This window comes from Cohnella faecalis (assembly GCF_003570905.1).
GTDB classification, from domain to species: domain Bacteria; phylum Bacillota; class Bacilli; order Paenibacillales; family Paenibacillaceae; genus Cohnella; species Cohnella faecalis.
In genome coordinates, this window is record NZ_QXJM01000023.1 from 250,376 (window position 1) to 267,898 (window position 17,523).

Consider the following 17,523-nt stretch of genomic DNA (forward strand, 5'->3'; position numbering starts at 1 on the left):
TTGCGGTCATGGGAAAACCATATGAAGGTCTTTCCGATCACATTGTATCACTTTGTTATACAAATAATTATTATCTGTACTACAAACATCGAATGGCATAAACATAAGTAAACAAAGGAAAATCCGTATTTTTCTTTGACCAAAACACTTAAACAGCGTTATAATAATTCTATAACAGAAAGCCCTCTTCCACAATTCAGAATGAGGTGAATCGAATGAGCAAAGTATCTATCGACGCGCCGGTTGCCAAATCCGGTTATGCGCCGCACGAAGTCCATTCGGACGACGTCACTCCGCTTCAAGTATTGTCTCTGGACGGAGAAGTGATCAACCAAGAAAGATTGCCTAACCTTACCGACGAACAACTGAAGGAAATCATGTACCGCATGGTATTTACGCGTACGTGGGACGATCGCGCGGTCAATCTTGGCCGTCAAGGACGTCTCGGCTTTTACGCGCCGGTATCCGGCCAAGAAGCGACAATGGTCGGCAGCGAGTACGCTCTGATCAAGGAAGATTTCGTATGTCCGGGTTACCGCGACATGCCGCAGCTCGTCTGGCATGGATTGCCGCTGTATCAGGCGTTTCTGTATTCCCGCGGTCACCAGCACGGCGGCCAAATTCCGGAAGGCGTCAACGTCCTCATGCCGCAAATTATTATCGGCGCGCAAATTTTGCACGCTACAGGCATTGCGATGGGCTTCAAGCTGAAGAACGAAAAACGCGTAGCCATTACTTACACCGGAGACGGCGGATCTTCGGAAGGCGACTTCTACGAAGGTCTTAACTTCGCGGGGCGTTCAAGCTTCCGGTTATTTACTTCGTTCAGAACAACGGCTACGCCATTACGACTCCGTTCGCCAAGCAAACCGCGGCGCAATCGATCGCTCACAAGGCTCTGGCCGCCGGTATTCGCGGCGTTCAAGTCGACGGAATGGACGTACTGGCCGTTATTTCCGCCGTTCAAGAAGCAGCCGAGATCGGCCGCAACGGCGGCGGCGCCACTCTGATCGAAGGTCTTACGTACCGTTTCCGCCCGCACTCGATGGCGGACGACGCCACGAAGTACCGTACGAAAGACGAAGAGCAGCTCTGGAGCGAGAAGGATCCTCTCGTTCGCTTCGGCAAATACCTCGAGAAAAAAGGGCTCTGGTCCGATGAAGATACGGCTCGCGTGAAGGAAGAAGCGAAAGCTGCCGTCAACGAGCACATCAAAAAAGCGGAGCAAACGGAGAAAATGACCGTAGCGGGCTTGATCGATTCGATGTTCGAGCAGACACCGGCCCACTTGGAAGAACAAAAAGCGGATTTCCAATAAACGATCGGATCTTTCGTTCGGTTGAAATATCAATGACGGGGGAGTTAACAGCATGGCGCAAATGACGATGATAGACGCAATCAAGGACGCGATGCGGGTCGAGCTTAAACGCGACCCGAACGTGCTTGTTTTCGGCGAAGACGTCGGCAAGGTTGGCGGCGTATTCCGTGCGACGGAAGGACTGCAAAACGAATTCGGCGAACAGCGGGTATTCGATACGCCGCTGGCCGAATCCGCTATCGGCGGTCTCGCCGTCGGTCTCGGCACGCAAGGCTTCCGGCCTATCGCCGAAATTCAGTTCGTAGGCTTCATCTACGAAGCGCTCGACCAAATGTTCGTCCAAGCCGCACGGATGCGTTACCGTTCCGGCGGCCGTTACAACTCTCCGATCGTGTTCCGCACGCCGTTCGGCGGCGGCGTCAAAGCGGCGGAGCTGCATACCGATTCGCTCGAAGGGCTCGCCATTCAGACTCCGGGCATCAAGGTCATCGTGCCTTCGAATCCCTACGATGCCAAAGGGCTTCTTATTTCGGCTATCCGCGATAACGATCCCGTCTTTTTCATGGAGCATTTGAACTTGTACCGGGCGTTCCGCGACGAAGTTCCGGAAGGGGAATACACCGTTCCGATCGGCAAAGCCAAAGTCGTCCGCGAAGGCAAGGACGTCACGATCATTTCTTACGGACTTATGGTTCATACGGCCGTCAAGGCCGCCGAAGAGCTGGAGAAAAACGGCGTATCGGCCGAGGTCATCGACCTTCGCACGCTTTTGCCGCTCGATATCGATACGATCGTCGCTTCGATTCAAAAGACGAATCGCGCCATCGTCGTGCAGGAAGCTCAAAAAACGTCCGGCGCCGCGGCGGAAATTATCGCTCAAATTAACGAGAAGGCTATTCTGCACTTGGAAGCTCCCGTGCTTCGCGTTGCCGGACCGGATACGGTATATCCGTTCGCGCAAGTCGAGGACGCTTGGCTGCCGACTCCGGCGCGCATCGTTAAAGCCGTCAACCAGGTGTTGCAGTTCTAATCGGACGATAAGGAGGATTCCAGGTGGCCAGATTCGAATATCGGTTCCCGGAGCTCGGCGAAGGGCTGCATGAAGGCGAAATCGTCAAAATGCACATTGCGCCGGGCCAAACGGTAACGGACGAAGATATTATTATGGAAGTTCAGAACGACAAGGCAATCGTCGAGGTTCCTTGTCCCGTAAACGGTAAAGTGCTTGAAGTGTTGGCAAAAGACGGACAAGTCATGCACGTCGGTGAAGTCGTCGCCATCATCGAGGCGGAAGGCGAGATTCCGGATCAAGGTCCGGCTGCCGAAGCGCATGGCAACGCGGCGACAGGCGGAGCGGACACGAAGGGTGAGCCGGCTCAAGCTCCGGCAGCGGCGGCGCAGGAAGCTCCCGCAGCGGCACCAGCTCCGGCTGCTTCCAACGCTTTAGTGCTGGCGACACCGAGCGTTCGGAAGCTGGCTCGCGAGAAAGGTCTTAACATCGCCGAGGTCGGCGGCTCCGGCAAAAATGGCCGCATTACGAAGGAAGACGTACTTGCGTACGCTTCCGGCGGCGCTCCTAAGGCAGAAGCTCAAGCTCCGGCTGCCGAAGGCGCAACGGCTGCGGCATCGACTAAGCCGGCATCCGTCTCCGTATCTTCCGGGGCGGGCGTCGAAGAGCGCGTGCCGTTCAAGGGCATTCGCAAAGCGATCGCGAACGCCATGGTCAAGTCGATGTACACCGCGCCTCACGTAACGTTGATGGACGAAGTAGACGTGACCGCGCTCGTCGCGCTGCGCAACCGCGCGAAGCCGGTCGCCGAGAAGAAGGGCGTCAAGCTGACGTATTTGCCTTTCATCGTGAAGGCGCTCGTCGCCGCGTGCCGCGAGTTCCCGGCGCTGAACGCGACGATCGACGAAGCCGCGAACGAAATCGTCTACAAAAAGTACTACAACATCGGCATCGCTGCCGATACGGATAACGGTCTTGTCGTTCCGGTCGTTTCGGACGCCGACCGCAAAAACGTCTGGACGATCGCGAACGAAATCCGCGAGCTCGCAGGCCGCGCCCGCGACGGCAAGCTCGCTCCGGCTGACATGAAGGGCGGCACGATCACGATCACGAATATCGGATCGGCCGGCGGCATGTTCTTCACTCCGGTCATCAATTTCCCGGAAGTGGCTATTCTTGGAACGGGCCGGATCAGCGAGAAGGCTGTCGTCAAGAACGGCGAAATCGTAATCGCTCCGGTCATGGCTTTGTCGCTTAGCTTCGATCACCGAATCATTGACGGCGCAACAGCTCAGAATTTCGTTAACTACATTAAACAACTGCTCAGCGATCCTGAGCTGCTTGTCATGGAGGTGTAATCCATGGTCGTAGGAGATGCTTCTTTAGATATCGATCTTCTCGTCATCGGAGCAGGACCTGGAGGATACGTGGCCGCTATTCGCGCCGCGCAGCTCGGTCAGAAAGTCATTATCGCGGACAAAGCCAAATGGGGCGGCGTTTGCTTGAACGTCGGTTGCATTCCATCCAAGGCATTAATTAACGCGGCTCATCACTTTGAATCGATGCAGCACGCGTCGGATTACGGCTTGTCCGCCGACAACGTCAGCGTCGATTTCGCTAAAGTGCAGGAATACAAAGGCTCCGTCGTCAACAAAATGACGAGCGGCGTCGAGATGCTGCTCAAAGCGAACAAAGTCCAGCTGTTCAGCGGCGAAGTCATGTTCATCAACGAGCATGAAGCTCGTCTGTTCAACGATCAGGAAGCTCCTCGCTACCGCTTCAAGAACTGCATCATCGCGACGGGCTCCCGCCCGATCGAGCTGAAGCCGTTCCCGTTCGGCGGACGCATTCTGTCTTCGACCGAAGCGCTGTCGCTGCCGGAAGTTCCGAAAAGTCTTGTCGTTATCGGCGGCGGTTACATCGGCATCGAGCTTGGGCAAATGTACAGCAAGTTCGGCACGCAAGTGACTGTGCTTGAAGGCGCGGACACCATTTTGCCGGGCTTCGACAAAGACATGAGCAATCTCGTCGTGAAGAAGTTGAAAAAAGCGAACGTCGAAATCGTAAACGGAGCGCTCGCGAAGAGCGCCGAGCAAACCGACAAAGACGTCACCGTTACTTATGAAGTGAACGGCGAGACGAAAACCGTCACTGCCGACTACTTGCTCGTTACCGTCGGACGTCGTCCGAATACGGATGGAGAGCTCGGCCTCGACCTGATCGGCGTCAAAGTAACCGATCGCGGCCTTATCGAAGTCGACGACCAATGCCGTACGAGCATCCCGCACATCTATGCGATCGGAGACATCGTTCCGGGCGCCGCTCTCGCTCACAAAGCTTCCTACGAAGCGAAAGTGGCTGCCGAGGCGATTGCGGGCTTGCCTTCGAAGGTCGACTACAAGTGCATTCCGGCGGTCGCATTCTCCGATCCCGAATGCGCAAGCGTCGGCTACACGGAGAAGGAAGCGAAGGAAAAAGGATTGACCGTCAAGTCCAGCAAATTCCCGTTCGGCGGCAACGGACGCGCTGTAACGTTGAACGGAGCCGACGGCTTCATGAAGATCATTCACGAGGTCGAGAGCGGCCTTGTCGTCGGCGCTCAAATCGCCGGCGTCGAAGCATCCAACATGATCGCCGAAATCGGTCTCGCAATCGAGATGGGAGCAACGATCGAAGACATCGCGCTTACGATTCACGCCCACCCTACGCTTGCTGAAATTACGATGGATACGGCGGAGTTGGCCATGGGCCATCCGATCCATACGATCGCACCGAAAGCATAAGAGTGCGCCAAAAGAGAGCCCTCCGAATTCCTTCTGGAATGGGAGGGCTTCTTTCTATCCACACTATAGCGTACGAATACGCATACGTATTAAGAAGAGGAAAGGGGAATTTGCATGTCCGATGCGCCCAAGCCAATGAGCCATTCCCGCTCGCTCATGACCGAGCTGGTATTTCCGGGGGACACCAATCATCACGGAACGATGTTCGGCGGAACGCTCATGCAGTATATCGATAAAATAGCGGCGATTTCCTCCATACGGCATTGCGGCAAGGCCGTCGTTACGGCTTCTCAGGACAGCCTGGACTTTTTGTCGCCGATCAAGGTCGGCGAAGCCGTCGAATTGGAAGCGGTCGTCACGTGGACGCACCGGAGCTCGATGGAGGTCTATGTCGTCGTCCGAGCGGAAAATTTGTTCACTAGAGAGCGTCGAGTGACGGTGACCGCCTTTTCCACGTTTGTCGCCCTCGACGAGAACGGCAAGCCGACCCCGGTACCTTCCGTCTATCCCGACAACGACGAGGAGCGGAAGCTGCACGAAAGCGCCGATGAGCGGTATGAGCAACGGATGAAAAGAAGAGGGCAGCGCTACTCCTCGTCGACAGGTCATGAGACGAAGTGATACAATAATGATTACATTCTAACGGTTGAGGTGTCTGCCGACGTGCGCAATTATTTGGATTTGCTTCAGGATATATTGGACAACGGTGCCGAAAAGACCGACCGGACGGGCACAGGCACGTTCAGCGTGTTCGGACGCCAGCTTCGCTTCGATTTGTCGCAAGGATTCCCTCTCGTGACGACGAAGCGTCTTCATTTGAAATCGATCGTTCATGAGCTGCTCTGGTTTCTTAAGGGGAAACCAACACCCGTTACTTGAAGGAGAACGGAGTGTCGATCTGGGACGAATGGGCGGACGAAAACGGCGATCTTGGCCCCGTGTACGGCTCGCAGTGGAGAGCTTGGGAGACGCCTGACGGCCGGCAAATCGATCAGATTTCCCAGGTCGTGGACGCGATCAAGAAGAACCCCGATTCCCGCCGCCATATCGTAAGCGCGTGGAACGTCTCAGTGATCGACGAGATGAAGCTTCCGCCTTGTCATTTCGTCTTTCAATTCTATGTCGCGCAAGGCAAGCTGAGCTGTATGCTTACGATGCGATCCGTCGATACGTTCCTCGGATTGCCGTTCAATATCGCGTCTTACGCTTTGCTAACCCATATGATGGCGCAACAGTGCGGTCTAGAGCCGGGTGAATTCATATGGTCCGGCGGAGACGTTCATATCTACAGCAACCACCTGGAGCAAGTGAAGCTGCAGCTCACTCGCGAGCCGTTGCCGCTTCCCAAGCTCCATATCAAACGGAAGCCGGATTCGATTTTTGATTACGTCTTCGAGGATTTCGAGTTCGTCGGTTACGAATTTCATCCGACAATCAAAGCACCCGTAGCTGTGTAATTTCAACATTAAGAATAAGGAAGAGAGTCGATGCTGCGTCTGTACGGTTAACCGGACGGGCGCTTCTTCGTTTTCGCGGCTTTAATTTGCGAATTATTTTTGTGAATTTGCCACAAACTGTTCGCGATTGGTTGGGTAGGCATCGGATTCCGCATATGGTATGATGAGAAAAAGCGAATTTTATCGCAGCCAAGATAGGATATGGTTCGGAAATGAGCGTCACATTGATAGCGGCAGCCGCTTCTAACGGCATTATCGGGCTAATAACGGAATGCCTTGGAAATTGAAGTCCGAAATGGCTTATTTCAAGGCGCAGACTCTTCACAAAACCGTGCTGATGGGGCGAAAGACGTTCGAGTCCTTGAAGAGTCCACTGAAGGATCGTACGAACGTCATTTTGTCGAGAACGATGGACGAGGCTCCGGAACCGTGCGTTCTCGTCAGATCGATCGAGGAAGCGCTGGAGAAATTCGGCGGCGAAGAGCTGATGGTTATCGGCGGCGCCGAAATTTACCGTCAAGCGCTCCCGTTCGCGAATCGAATTCTGCTTACCGAAATCGACCGCGAATACGAAGGAGATACTTATTTTCCCGACTTCGATCGCAACGTCTGGAAGCTTGTGTCCCGAACGCAAGGGGTTCAGGATGATGAGCACAATAACGTGCCTTTTTCGTTTTGCGTTTATGAACGAACATCCGACAAATAGTGCAAACAATTGAACGGATAATCCATTCAGACCGCCTTCGTTCTTTGATAGGATGTTTTTTAATCTATGTACAAAAGTTGCAAAGCTAGCTCTTGCAACGGCAAATATTTGCGGATATAGTGAAGGATACGGCAGTAGCTTCGAACGTGCGAAACAGCGATAGATGGGGGAATAGAAGATGTCGACACCTACGGGATTTATGGAATACAAACGCGAGCTCCCGAACGATCGCGATCCCTTAGAGCGCATCAAGGATTGGAACGAGTTCCATAAGATGTTCTCCGAGGAGCAACTGCGCACGCAAGGCGCGCGTTGCATGGATTGCGGTACTCCTTATTGTCATACGGGCATGGAATTGGCGGGCAACGCTTCCGGCTGCCCGATCAACAACCTTATTCCCGAATGGAACAACCTTGTTTATCGCGGTCTTTGGAAGGAAGCTTACGAGCGTCTGGCCAAGACGAACAACTTCCCGGAATGGACGGGACGGGTATGCCCGGCGCCTTGCGAAGGCTCGTGCACCGTCGGTTTGATCGGGGATGCCGTTACGATCAAGACGATTGAACAGGCGATTATCGACCGTGCGTTCGAGGAAGGCTGGGTCGTTCCGCAGCCTCCGAAGGCTCGCACAGGCAAGAAGGTTGCCGTCGTCGGTTCCGGTCCGCCGGACTTGCGGCAGCCGCTCAGCTTAATAAAGCGGGGCACACGGTGACCGTATTCGAAAGAGCCGACCGGATCGGCGGACTGCTCATGTACGGCATTCCGACGATGAAGCTGGAGAAGGAAGTCGTTCAGCGCCGCGTCGATCTGCTTGCCGCGGAAGGCATTGAATTCGTTACGAATACGGAAATCGGCAAAGATATTAGCACCAAGCAGCTTGCCGAGCAATTCGATTCGATCGTTCTGTGCGGCGGGGCAACGAAAGCCCGCGGCGTAGGCAACGTGGAAGGCGCCGAGCTGAAAGGCATTTATCCGGCGATGGATTTCCTGAACAGCTCGATCAAGAGCTACCTCGATAACGGTCTTCAAGAAGGCACTTATATTTCCGCGAAAGACAAGCATGTCATCGTAATCGGCGGCGGGGACACCGGAACCGACTGCGTGGCAACGGCGCTTCGTCACGGCTGCAAGTCGATTACGCAGTTCGGCACCCATGCGAAGGCTCCTCTGGAGCGCGATTCGATCAGCAATCCATGGCCGGAGTTCCCGAATGTGTACACGCTTGACTACGCGCATGAAGAAGCGAAAGCAATCTATGGCGAAGACCCGCGGGCGTTCTCCGTTCTGACGAAGAAATTCGTCGGCGACGAGAACGGCAACCTGAAGGAGCTTCACACCGTGCAAATCCACCGTTACGTGGACGAGCAAGGCCGCAAAGTGTACGAGGAAATTGCCGGAACCGAGAAAGTTTGGCCGGCCGATATCGTACTCGTAGCCGTTGGCTTCGAAGGACCGGAAAGCACGCTGATCGAGCAGTTCGGACTTGAGACCGACCGTCGCACGAATGTCAAAGCGGCGAAAGGCAAATACAAAACGAACGTCGAGAACGTGTTCGCCGCAGGCGATATGAGACGCGGACAAAGCTTGATCGTCTGGGCGATCAACGAAGGACGCGAAGCGGCTCGCGAAGTCGACAAGCATCTGATGGGAAGCACGATGCTTCCATAAGCAGCAATCAGAACGATAGAGGGTTGTTCCCCGCACGGCTATGCCGTTGTCCGGGAGCAGCCCTTTTTTGCAAAAAGGAGAGATCGACAAACATGATCAGGTACGCCGACGAAAAATGGGACGAGCTGCGATTCGTGAATTTCCGGCCGGAAGTGGACAAACGGGACGGTCAATGGATCGACGTGGCGCTTGAGGTGGAGACGGATTCAAATACTCCTCTTCCTGAAGATATTATCGAATTTTCGATTGTTATCGTATGTACTCATAAAGGTCATCCGATTCAGGCGGTGACGTTGGAGCAAGGGTGCGACAGCGAGTATCAGCTGACCGCAGCCGAAAAAGAGCAAATTTTTGCGTATATCGCAACGGAAGAAATGCAGCGAGCTATCGTTGCCGCGGCGGGGGAAGACGTCAAATAACGTATGAAAGCAGTCGCTAAACGGCGATACTCGCGACATGGATAAGCCCTATGGCATGCTTCCCGAGCTTCTTACCTCTGTGGTACACTGTTGGCGAAATGATTTAAGGTACGATGATAGGACGCACTCAAACCCGTTGTGCGGGGGCGAGAGGGGAGAGGAGCGAGGCTCGAAGGATGGAAAATACGGCATTGCTGTCGCCGGCGGATGTCACCGTTATTAGGCGGTACGTCCATACGAAATACGCTCCTCTCCCCGGAGGCCGCCGGGCGGAGATTGTTGCAGATGCAATTCGTCGCACGCTCGAGAAGCGGCTTCCCGACTTGCCGCCCGAAATTAAAGGGCCGATGACGGACGAGCTCATCCGACGTTGTCTCGTCGCCGAGCAAAGGGACGTTCGTCCGGATGACGTTTTCGATATTTGCGCGGAGATGGACATTGAGAACGATAAGATGGAGCTTATATCGAATTCCTTGCTGCGATGGCTGGACGACCGTGCTCCAGGAGGGCGGTGGAGTCCGGAGCAAATTGCGTCGCGCATCGCCAGACGAAAAGCCGCAGGTTTAGAATCGGCAATCGGTGTAATCGAGCCGAATCGTTCGAGTTCAAGCATGCGGCTGCGAAGCTGGGCGTGGGCGGCTGTTACCGCGCTCGCAACGGCTGTAGCCGCAGTGTCCATTCTGTTGTGGCCGAATGCCGAGCCGGTACCGAAGACGGTCTCTCCCGAGCCGCAGGCGATAGTGAGCTCCCAGCCCGCTTCCGATATCGGCATGCCAAAGGAATTGCAATTTGCCGCAATCGATTCCAAAGCGGTAAAGGAGTATTTGCGAGGAAGGGATGCCTTGATCGCGGAAGAGCCTTATTTCGGTGCCATTGTCGAAAGCGCTCGGGCGCACAACGTCCATCCATTGTTGTTATTCGCAATCGTTGGGCAAGAGCAAGGCTTCGTGCCGAAGACGAACAAGAAAGCGAAGGAAATCGCCAACAATCCTTTTAATGTGTTTCATAGCTGGGAGGAGTATAACACCGACATCGGCGATTCATCCAATATTGCGGCCAAGCTCATTGCGCGATTGGGACGTGAACGTCCAGAAGGGCAGGAGCCGTTTTCCTGGTTCAACGAAACGTATGCGGAAGATCCGGCATGGTCGGACGGAGTGCGAAACCTGTTCGTGAAGCTGAACAGCTTGCCGCAACGGTAAAAGGGCGCCCCTCTCTTGGAGGGACGCCCTTTCCAAAGCTATTTGACCTGCCGGTCAGCTTGGTTCCTTGAGCGAGATCTGCTGCAAATAGCTGTGGATGGCAGGCGGCACTTCCGGAAGCGACCCGATCGTCAGGAACGCGCCGCTAGGCTTGGTCTCGATAGGGAGTACATTGTAAGTCCATTCCGTCTGCTGCTTCAAATAGACGGCATGAATTCCGCAGTGAAGAGCGGGCAGCACATCGGTTCGGACAGAATTGCCGATCATCCAAGTCAAGGCGCGGTCGAACGATCCTTCCGACAAAATTTGTTCGAGCGCTTGCTCGTTTTTGTGTTTTCGCACATAGATCCGATCCTCGAAATAACGATCCAGCTTCAGCTTGTCGATTTTACGGCGTTGCACGACCGGATCTCCGCCCGTATAGAGATGAAGCTCATTCTCGCTGCGTTTCAAAACTTCCAACGTCTCCTCCATATGAGGATAAGGCTCGAATTCGAGCTCGTATACGCTATTGCCGATCTTCCATAGCTTATCTTCCTCGTACGTCGAAGAGGAGCGCCCCGTAACCGTCTGGTAGTAGCGATACGTATCGATGAACGATTGGGGAAAATGATCTGGTTCGAATCCAAGCACATGAACGCCGGCGATGTCGATTTCGGTCTGCTTGTCGAGAATGCTTCCGCGAGAAATGCCGTACGGACCGTACCAACCAGTCATTTCGTCGGCGAACTGCTCGAGAACCAAATTAAAATATTTGTTGCAGTGAATCAGCGTATCGTCCAGATCGAACAGAATGGTTTGTTTCATGCGCAGTCAGACTCCTTCGTCCGTGCAAACGGTAACGGTTGCGGTAACCTTATCCAGCATATCCCGTCTGTTGCCGAATGGTGAAAACCCGGCGGAGCCAAGCTCGAAACCGAGTATTTTCATTATCGCGTCCGGCCGTACGTTTGTAAACCATAGGAAAGAGGAAAAATACGAATAGTACCGGATCAGGAGGTGAGCCAATGCCGAAAAACCGCAGCACGAAAACGGACGACAAACGCAACGAGTCTCGATTCAATGAAAAAGCCCAGTCAATTGCACTGGGCAAAATGTCGCGACTTCCGGCCAGCTTGAATGGAATAAATAAAAACTTGCCTTAAGAGGATCATGCTCAAGAGGAGAGAAGAAAGCCAGATTCGTTAGGCGTACTTGGCGATCTTCGAATGAAGGTCGCGTTTGATGAACGCGATTCGCTGGCGAACGTAGAAGTCATAGCTGCCCCCGCTCAATTCGCGGGGGTTCATTGTATGTCCGGAATCGTTGTCGATAATTTCCAGAGAGCCGTCGGTGAAAAATTTGAAAGTAAAATCCCTAGACGGTCTGGGTCCCCTTGAAGGCTCCAAATAGCGGAAATGTTCGCAGTTAACCATCCATCATCCCACCTAATCATTGGATTTTATCGGAACGTTTGTTCCTATATCCATTATAGCAAACGTTTGTTCGTATGGAAAGGGATTCCTGAATGAAATACAATGAATTTCATATACGTCTGAAGGAGATTCGAAGCAGCCATGATCATCATATCCGGATTGACACGTCAATTGCCCGAAGGACAACGAATTTTGCATCAAATCGACGCTCGGCTTGAGCCGGCACTTTCGTGGCGGTCGTAGGAGCGAGCGGAAGCGGAAAAACGACGCTGTTGCGCTGCCTGGCGCTGCGCGAGCCCTGGGAGTCGGGATCATATAAGGAAGACGGCAAGGATATACTGAAATCCGGCTTTCTCGGCAAGCTCCGATTTCGCCGCAAAGTGGCCTATCTGGAGCAAAAGCCAATGCTGCTCGACCGAAAAAAAGCGCTCAAAAATGTGCTTATCGGTTCCGTGGAGCAGACGCCACTATGGCGTCGCATTACGGGCATGATTCGCAATGACGATTATATGGGCGCGATGGACATGCTAGAAAAGGTAGGCTTGCTCGATAAAGCGCATCAGGTGGTCGATAAAATGAGCGGCGGCGAACGACAGCGCGTGGCGATCGCCCGCGCGCTCGTGCATGGCGCGAAGCTGCTGCTGGCGGACGAGCCGGTGTCGGGTCTCGATCCGCACAAATCGGAGGAAATGATGGCGACGCTCAAGGAGCTGTGCAAGCTGAACGGAACGACGATCGTAGCCGCGCTCCATCGGGTGGAGCTGGCGGAAAAATACGCCGACGAGATTTGGGGCATGCAGGACGGGCGTCTCGTCTTGCAGGTGCGCGGCCGCAGGCTGACCGCAGCGGAAAAAATCCGGCTGTCATAGGCAAGAGCTGAGCTTTAGCCGTGCGCAAAAAGCGCCTTCCTCCGCTATCGGTGCGGAAGAAGGCGCTTGTGTGCAAAAAAACGCTGACCGTCAGAATGGACCGGGCTTGCCTTCCGAGTCGGCATCGTTGGACAACCCGTTCAGCGAAGGCACTTTCCCGTGCGGACGCTGATTTTGCTTGCGGCTTTTCCAAGCGCTTTCGCGCCGCCTTTTGGATGTGGTCACGGCTCGAGCTCCTTTCGGTTAGCGTTCGTCTTTAGATTGTCGGGCAGCCGTCTCGTTTATTCGTAGGGCTGCAAAGGAGGAGAGAACAAAATGTCTGAACAAGTTTGTTCGCTTGCGATTCCGTTGCTGTCCGTTAATGTCGGGCCTGCGCGTCCGATGCTCTACAAAGGAAAGGAAGCACGTTCCGGCATCGGCAAGCTGCCGGTCGACGGCTCCGCCGAGTTAGGGCTTGTCGGCATCGACGGGGACGAGCAGGCGGACTTGGTCAATCACGGCGGCGAGGATAAGGCCGTATGCGTGTACAGTCACGATCATTACGCCCACTGGGAATCGGTGTTGGGGCGGACGTTAGGCTTTGGCGCGTTCGGCGAAAATTTTACGACGAACGGGCTGTTGGAGCCGGAAACGCATATCGGAGACGTATTTCGGGTCGGTACCGCCGTCGTTCAGGTTAGCCAGCCCCGTCAGCCCTGCTGGAAGCTCTCGATGAAGTGGGGGCTCGACGAGCTGCCCGCGCTCGTCACGCAAACGGGCGCCACCGGCTTTTATTTTCGCGTTCTGCAAGCCGGATCGGTGAAGGCGGGAGACACATTGACGCTCGTCTCCAGCTATTCGGCTGCTATTACGGTTGCCGAAGCGAATCGGGTCATGCACACGGATAAGAACGATATAGAAGGCATACAACGGCTCCTTGGCGTCGATGCGTTGTCGGACAGCTGGGTCAAACAGCTTCGATCGAGGCTCGAACGGCTGGAGAGCAGTTCACCGGGTTTATTGCTGTAACCGACCGTCTCTAGGCTTAAATCATAACCGTCCCTGCATGCCGCCTCGACGAGCATGGGGACGGTTTTTCAGTTTTGGGCAAGCGCCGAAAGCTTGCGTCATACAATGAAAAGGGAGGAGGGCATTTGCCGGGGCTGGCGCGAATTGAAGCGGTTGCAGAAAAGCTTATCCGTCTGACAGACGCGTCTTCGCGACATCCGCCGGATTTATGGCGAAAAGAAGGAATTTTGTAAATGATCACGAAATTATAAATATTTACAATAGTCTTATTTTTTCGAAACGGCATTGCCATCTTGAGCGCGAAAGGGGACGAATCGGCACCATGACGATGTTACCCAAAGTGAACGAGCTAGGCTTTTTCGAAATCCGCTTGGAGTCGATCGGTGGACTCGGCGCCAATCTCGCGGGCAAAATGCTTGCGGAAGCAGGCGTTATGGGCGTAGGACTGAACGGAGTGAGCTTCAGCTCGTACGGCTCCGAGAAGAAAGGGTCGCCGGTCAAGGCGCATATCCGCTTTTGCGACCTGAACGCGTTGATCAGAGACACGTCGCCTGTCGAACGGCCGCATGTGATCGGTGTTTTTCACGAAAATTTGTCGAAAACCACCAACGTCGTATCCGGCATGTACGAAGACAGCATCGTTCTCGTCAATTCGAAAAAAATGCCGGAAACGCTAAAGGAGCAGTTGAAGCTGAAAGGCGGAACGATTGCGGTCGTCGACGCGACTGGCATTTCCATGGCGGAAAATAACCGGGTCAATATGGCCATGCTCGGAGGGCTGTTCCGGTTGTGCGGTTTTCTCGATCCCGAGTTCATGAAAGGCGTTATCCGCAAATCGCTGGAGAAAAAATATCCCGGGGCCGTTCAGCCGGCATTGAATACGTTCCAAAGGGGCTACGACGAAATGCGTGTTCAGACGTTCGAGCTGCCTTCCGGCGACGAGATGCCCGCTTACGTGAGGATGGACACGCCGGTGCTCGGCTACGAGACGCAGCCTCTCGGCGGTACGATCACGAATCCGGGCAACAGCATACTGAAGGATTTGAGCATTTCCCGAGCCGGGATGATGCCGCATTTTGCCGATGACAAATGTATTCATTGCGCGGCATGCGACAACGTCTGTCCGGATTTTTGTTTTGTCTGGGAAGAGCAGCCCGATAAGAAGGGCAGGCCCCAGATGTTCTTGCAGGGCATAGACTATCAATATTGCAAGGGCTGCCTGAAGTGCGTACAAGCGTGTCCAACGGAAGCGCTCGCTAGCGAATATGAGGAAGAAGGTTATGCCGAAACGAATCGGGTAGCGCATAAATTCAATCTCGCGATCGGTTAAAGAGAAGGGTGGAGAATCGAATGGCGATTGACATTCGCAAGGAAATGGGTCCCAAAGGAACCGTTGAACAACGAATCGTCTATGAATCGGGCAATGAAATGGCCGCTTACGCCGCTCACCAGATCAACTATCACGTAATGGGATATTTTCCGATCTCTCCTTCGACCGAGGTGGCGCAATTTCTCGATTTGATGAAGGCGAACGGCCAGCATGATATCGTTCTCATTCCGGCGGACGGCGAGCACGGCTCCGCGGGCGTCTGTTACGGCGCTTCCGTAGCGGGCGGACGCGTATTCAACGCGACGAGCGCCAACGGCTACTTGTACATGCTGGAGCAAATGCCGGTCCAATCGGGGACCCGGTTTCCGATGGTCATGAATTTGGTTTGCCGCTCCGTATCCGGTCCGCTTGACATTCACGGCGACCATTCGGATTTGTACTTTGCTCTCAATACGGGATGGCCGATTATTTTGTGCCGCGATCCGCAAGCGGTATACGACATGAACATCATCGCTTTAAAACTTGCCGAAGACCCGGAAGTGCGTCTGCCTGTGCTCGTCGCCTCAGACGGTTATTTTACTAGCCATCAGAAGCGAAGGGTGCATACGTTTGCACATCGCGAGGACGTGCTGAGTTTCGTCGGAGAAAAGCCGCCCGAAGGGTTCGTGCACGTGCTTGACAGAGACAATCCGATTACGGTCGGGCCATACATGAACGAGCCGGATTACATCAACAACTGCTATCAGCAGTCGATGGCGATGTACCGGGCGGAAGGCGTGTACGACCGCATTCGTCAGGAATATGCGGCGCTGACCGGACGCGACTACCCGTTGCTGGAGCTTTACCGAATGGAAGACGCCGAGGTTGCGGTATTTCTCCTCAATTCATCGGCCGAAATTATTAAAGACGTCGTCGATCAGCTTCGCGCCAAAGGCGTGAAAGCCGGATCGATTTCGCCAAACATTATTCGGCCGTTTCCGGCCAAAGCGATCGCGGAAGCTCTTGCTAACGTCAAGGCAGTCACGGTCGGCGACCGTGCCGACGCTTTCGGCAGCCACGGCGGCAACATGGTGCTCGAAATTAAGGCCGCGCTGCAAACTTACCGCAATCATTCGACATTGGTAGTCAGCCGCATATACGGTCTTGGAGGCAAAGACTTCTATGCCGAGGACGGCTTGCAAATGTTCGAATACGCCCTCGACGCGGTGGCGAAAGGGGTCGTGGAAAAGCCTTTCGATTATCACGGGCATACGCCCGGCGATCCGTCCAAAGCTCCGAAACGGGTTCTCGAGCCTATGAAGTACGAGGAATTGAAGACTGGCCTTATTACAGTCACTCCCGATGAAGAGACGGGCAAGGTGAACGTACGCGTACCGCCGCTCAGGCAACTGACGAAGAAGCCGAAGCGGATCGCGCCCGGTCACGGAGCTTGTCCCGGCTGCGGTATTTTCTCCGGGCTGGAATTGTTCTTCAAAGGAATCGAAGGCGATATGATCGCATTGTTCCATACGGGCTGCGCGATGGTCGTCACTACGGGCTATCCTTACTCCGCTCATAAAGCGACGTACATCCACAACCTGTTTCAGAACGGTGCGGCGACGCTGTCTGGCGTCGTGGAAATGTTCCATGAACGCAAGCGGCGCGGCGAGCTCGATTATCTCGGTCTCAAGGACGACTTTACATTCGTCATGATCACGGGAGACGGAGGAATGGACATCGGCATGGGGCCGGCCATCGGCGCCGCCCTTCGCAACCATAAAATGATCATCCTGGAATATGATAACGAGGGCTATATGAACACTGGCGCGCAGCTTTCCTATTCGACGCCGATCGGACATCGCACCTCGACCTCGAACGTAGGCAAGCAGCAGGGAGGCAAGGTGTTCCACCATAAGGATACGGCGCAAATTATGGCCGCGACGAACATCCCTTACGTCTTCACGGGCAGCGAAGCGAACGCGCCGGATCTTGTGAAGAAGGGGGCGAAAGCTCAATGGTACGCGCAAAACGTCGGCATGGTATACGGAAAAATTCTCATTACGTGCCCGCTCAATTGGTTGTCCGATGACAAGGACGGCGCTACGATCATCGACCAAGCCGTTAATTCTTGCTTCTTTCCTTTGTACGAAGTAGAACGCGGCGTGACGACGATTACGTACAATCCCGAGGAAAAAGGCAAGCGAGTACCCGTGTCCGACTGGCTGAAGACGATGGGCAAGACGAAGCACCTGTCCAGACCGGAATACGTCGATACGCTGCGGGATTTCGAAGGCGAAATCGAGCGCCGCTGGAACATGCTCAAGGCCAAGCACGAAAATCCTTATTTGTGACGGGAGGCG

Annotated in this window: 14 protein-coding genes and 4 pseudogenes; 15 read left to right on the forward strand and 3 right to left on the reverse strand. The window is 54.3% G+C overall.

Annotated features, from left to right (window positions below):
- Positions 1-215 precede the first annotated feature (215 nt).
- The 10 genes and pseudogenes from pdhA (at position 216) to D3H35_RS04840 (ending at position 10,562) form a co-directional block, all read left to right on the forward strand.
- Positions 216-1,318: pseudogene (gene pdhA / locus D3H35_RS04795) on the forward strand (pyruvate dehydrogenase (acetyl-transferring) E1 component subunit alpha).
- Positions 1,319-1,370: 52 nt separating this feature from the next.
- Entirely contained in the window at positions 1,371-2,348 is a 978-nt protein-coding gene (locus D3H35_RS04800) for an alpha-ketoacid dehydrogenase subunit beta (protein ID WP_119147993.1), read from the forward strand.
- A 23-nt stretch (positions 2,349-2,371) separates the two neighbouring features.
- Positions 2,372-3,685, forward strand: a complete 1,314-nt coding sequence (locus tag D3H35_RS04805; RefSeq protein WP_119147994.1) for a dihydrolipoamide acetyltransferase family protein — start codon at positions 2,372-2,374, stop codon at positions 3,683-3,685.
- A gap of 3 nt (positions 3,686-3,688) precedes the next feature.
- Entirely contained in the window at positions 3,689-5,110 is a 1,422-nt protein-coding gene (gene lpdA / locus D3H35_RS04810; protein WP_119147995.1) for a dihydrolipoyl dehydrogenase, read from the forward strand.
- A gap of 114 nt (positions 5,111-5,224) precedes the next feature.
- Positions 5,225-5,731 carry an acyl-CoA thioesterase gene (locus D3H35_RS04815; protein WP_119147996.1) on the forward strand — a complete coding sequence of 169 codons (507 nt, stop codon included), beginning with the start codon at positions 5,225-5,227 and terminating at the stop codon, positions 5,729-5,731.
- A 42-nt stretch (positions 5,732-5,773) separates the two neighbouring features.
- Positions 5,774-6,567: pseudogene (gene thyA / locus D3H35_RS04820) on the forward strand (thymidylate synthase).
- A gap of 271 nt (positions 6,568-6,838) precedes the next feature.
- Entirely contained in the window at positions 6,839-7,273 is a 435-nt protein-coding gene (locus D3H35_RS04825; protein ID WP_233567765.1) for a dihydrofolate reductase, read from the forward strand.
- Positions 7,274-7,451: 178 nt separating this feature from the next.
- Positions 7,452-8,941: pseudogene (locus tag D3H35_RS04830) on the forward strand (glutamate synthase subunit beta).
- A 92-nt stretch (positions 8,942-9,033) separates the two neighbouring features.
- On the forward strand, positions 9,034-9,360 hold the full coding sequence (locus tag D3H35_RS04835; protein WP_119147997.1) for a hypothetical protein: 327 nt from the start codon (positions 9,034-9,036) through the stop codon (positions 9,358-9,360).
- 176 nt (positions 9,361-9,536) lie between these two features.
- Positions 9,537-10,562, forward strand: a complete 1,026-nt coding sequence (locus D3H35_RS04840; RefSeq protein WP_119147998.1) for a hypothetical protein — start codon at positions 9,537-9,539, stop codon at positions 10,560-10,562.
- Positions 10,563-10,616: 54 nt separating this feature from the next.
- On the opposite strand, the gene D3H35_RS04845 is transcribed toward D3H35_RS04840, so the two are convergent.
- Positions 10,617-11,369, reverse strand: coding sequence for an HAD family hydrolase (locus D3H35_RS04845; RefSeq protein ID WP_119147999.1), 753 nt, complete (start codon positions 11,367-11,369; stop codon positions 10,617-10,619).
- Between the two features lie 200 nt (positions 11,370-11,569).
- Here D3H35_RS04845 and D3H35_RS31250 point away from each other — a divergent pair, with 200 nt between their 5' ends.
- Positions 11,570-11,707: a hypothetical protein gene (locus tag D3H35_RS31250; protein WP_199728463.1), complete on the forward strand. Its 138-nt coding sequence runs from the start codon at positions 11,570-11,572 to the stop codon at positions 11,705-11,707.
- Between the two features lie 39 nt (positions 11,708-11,746).
- Here the strand turns inward: D3H35_RS31250 and D3H35_RS04855 are convergent, their stop codons facing one another.
- Positions 11,747-11,977: a hypothetical protein gene (locus D3H35_RS04855; protein WP_119148001.1), complete on the reverse strand. Its 231-nt coding sequence runs from the start codon at positions 11,975-11,977 to the stop codon at positions 11,747-11,749.
- 141 nt (positions 11,978-12,118) lie between these two features.
- On the opposite strand from D3H35_RS04855, the pseudogene D3H35_RS04860 reads away from it, so the two are divergent.
- Positions 12,119-12,846, forward strand: a pseudogene (locus tag D3H35_RS04860) (phosphonate ABC transporter ATP-binding protein).
- Between the two features lie 90 nt (positions 12,847-12,936).
- On the opposite strand, the gene D3H35_RS32060 reads toward D3H35_RS04860, so the two are convergent.
- On the reverse strand, positions 12,937-13,071 hold the full coding sequence (locus D3H35_RS32060) for a DUF6254 family protein (RefSeq protein ID WP_233567766.1): 135 nt from the start codon (positions 13,069-13,071) through the stop codon (positions 12,937-12,939).
- Positions 13,072-13,161: 90 nt separating this feature from the next.
- On the opposite strand from D3H35_RS32060, the gene D3H35_RS04865 reads away from it, so the two are divergent.
- The 3 genes from D3H35_RS04865 to D3H35_RS04875 all read left to right on the forward strand — a co-directional run bounded on the left by D3H35_RS04865 (position 13,162) and on the right by D3H35_RS04875 (position 17,514).
- Entirely contained in the window at positions 13,162-13,854 is a 693-nt protein-coding gene (locus D3H35_RS04865) for an MOSC domain-containing protein (protein WP_119148002.1), read from the forward strand.
- Between the two features lie 322 nt (positions 13,855-14,176).
- On the forward strand, positions 14,177-15,184 hold the full coding sequence (locus tag D3H35_RS04870) for a 2-oxoacid:acceptor oxidoreductase family protein (RefSeq protein ID WP_119148003.1): 1,008 nt from the start codon (positions 14,177-14,179) through the stop codon (positions 15,182-15,184).
- A 20-nt stretch (positions 15,185-15,204) separates the two neighbouring features.
- A complete protein-coding gene (locus tag D3H35_RS04875) occupies positions 15,205-17,514 on the forward strand; it encodes a thiamine pyrophosphate-dependent enzyme (RefSeq protein ID WP_119148004.1) in 2,310 nt (769 codons plus the stop codon).
- The last annotated feature ends 9 nt before the right edge of the window (positions 17,515-17,523 follow it).

Bases quoted from the DNA above. Each gene is read 5' to 3' on its own strand.
- D3H35_RS04800 (WP_119147993.1), top strand. From the start codon at position 1,371: ATGGCGCAAATGACGATGATAGACGCAATCAAGGACGCGATGCGGGTC.
- lpdA (WP_119147995.1), top strand. From the start codon at position 3,689: ATGGTCGTAGGAGATGCTTCTTTAGATATCGATCTTCTCGTCATCGGA.
- D3H35_RS04815 (WP_119147996.1), top strand. From the start codon at position 5,225: ATGTCCGATGCGCCCAAGCCAATGAGCCATTCCCGCTCGCTCATGACC.
- D3H35_RS04825 (WP_233567765.1), top strand. From the start codon at position 6,839: ATGCCTTGGAAATTGAAGTCCGAAATGGCTTATTTCAAGGCGCAGACT.
- D3H35_RS04835 (WP_119147997.1), top strand. From the start codon at position 9,034: ATGATCAGGTACGCCGACGAAAAATGGGACGAGCTGCGATTCGTGAAT.
- D3H35_RS04840 (WP_119147998.1), top strand. From the start codon at position 9,537: ATGGAAAATACGGCATTGCTGTCGCCGGCGGATGTCACCGTTATTAGG.
- D3H35_RS04845 (WP_119147999.1), bottom strand. From the start codon at position 11,369: ATGAAACAAACCATTCTGTTCGATCTGGACGATACGCTGATTCACTGC.
- D3H35_RS31250 (WP_199728463.1), top strand. From the start codon at position 11,570: ATGCCGAAAAACCGCAGCACGAAAACGGACGACAAACGCAACGAGTCT.
- D3H35_RS04855 (WP_119148001.1), bottom strand. From the start codon at position 11,977: ATGGTTAACTGCGAACATTTCCGCTATTTGGAGCCTTCAAGGGGACCC.
- D3H35_RS04865 (WP_119148002.1), top strand. From the start codon at position 13,162: ATGTCTGAACAAGTTTGTTCGCTTGCGATTCCGTTGCTGTCCGTTAAT.
- D3H35_RS04870 (WP_119148003.1), top strand. From the start codon at position 14,177: ATGACGATGTTACCCAAAGTGAACGAGCTAGGCTTTTTCGAAATCCGC.
- D3H35_RS04875 (WP_119148004.1), top strand. From the start codon at position 15,205: ATGGCGATTGACATTCGCAAGGAAATGGGTCCCAAAGGAACCGTTGAA.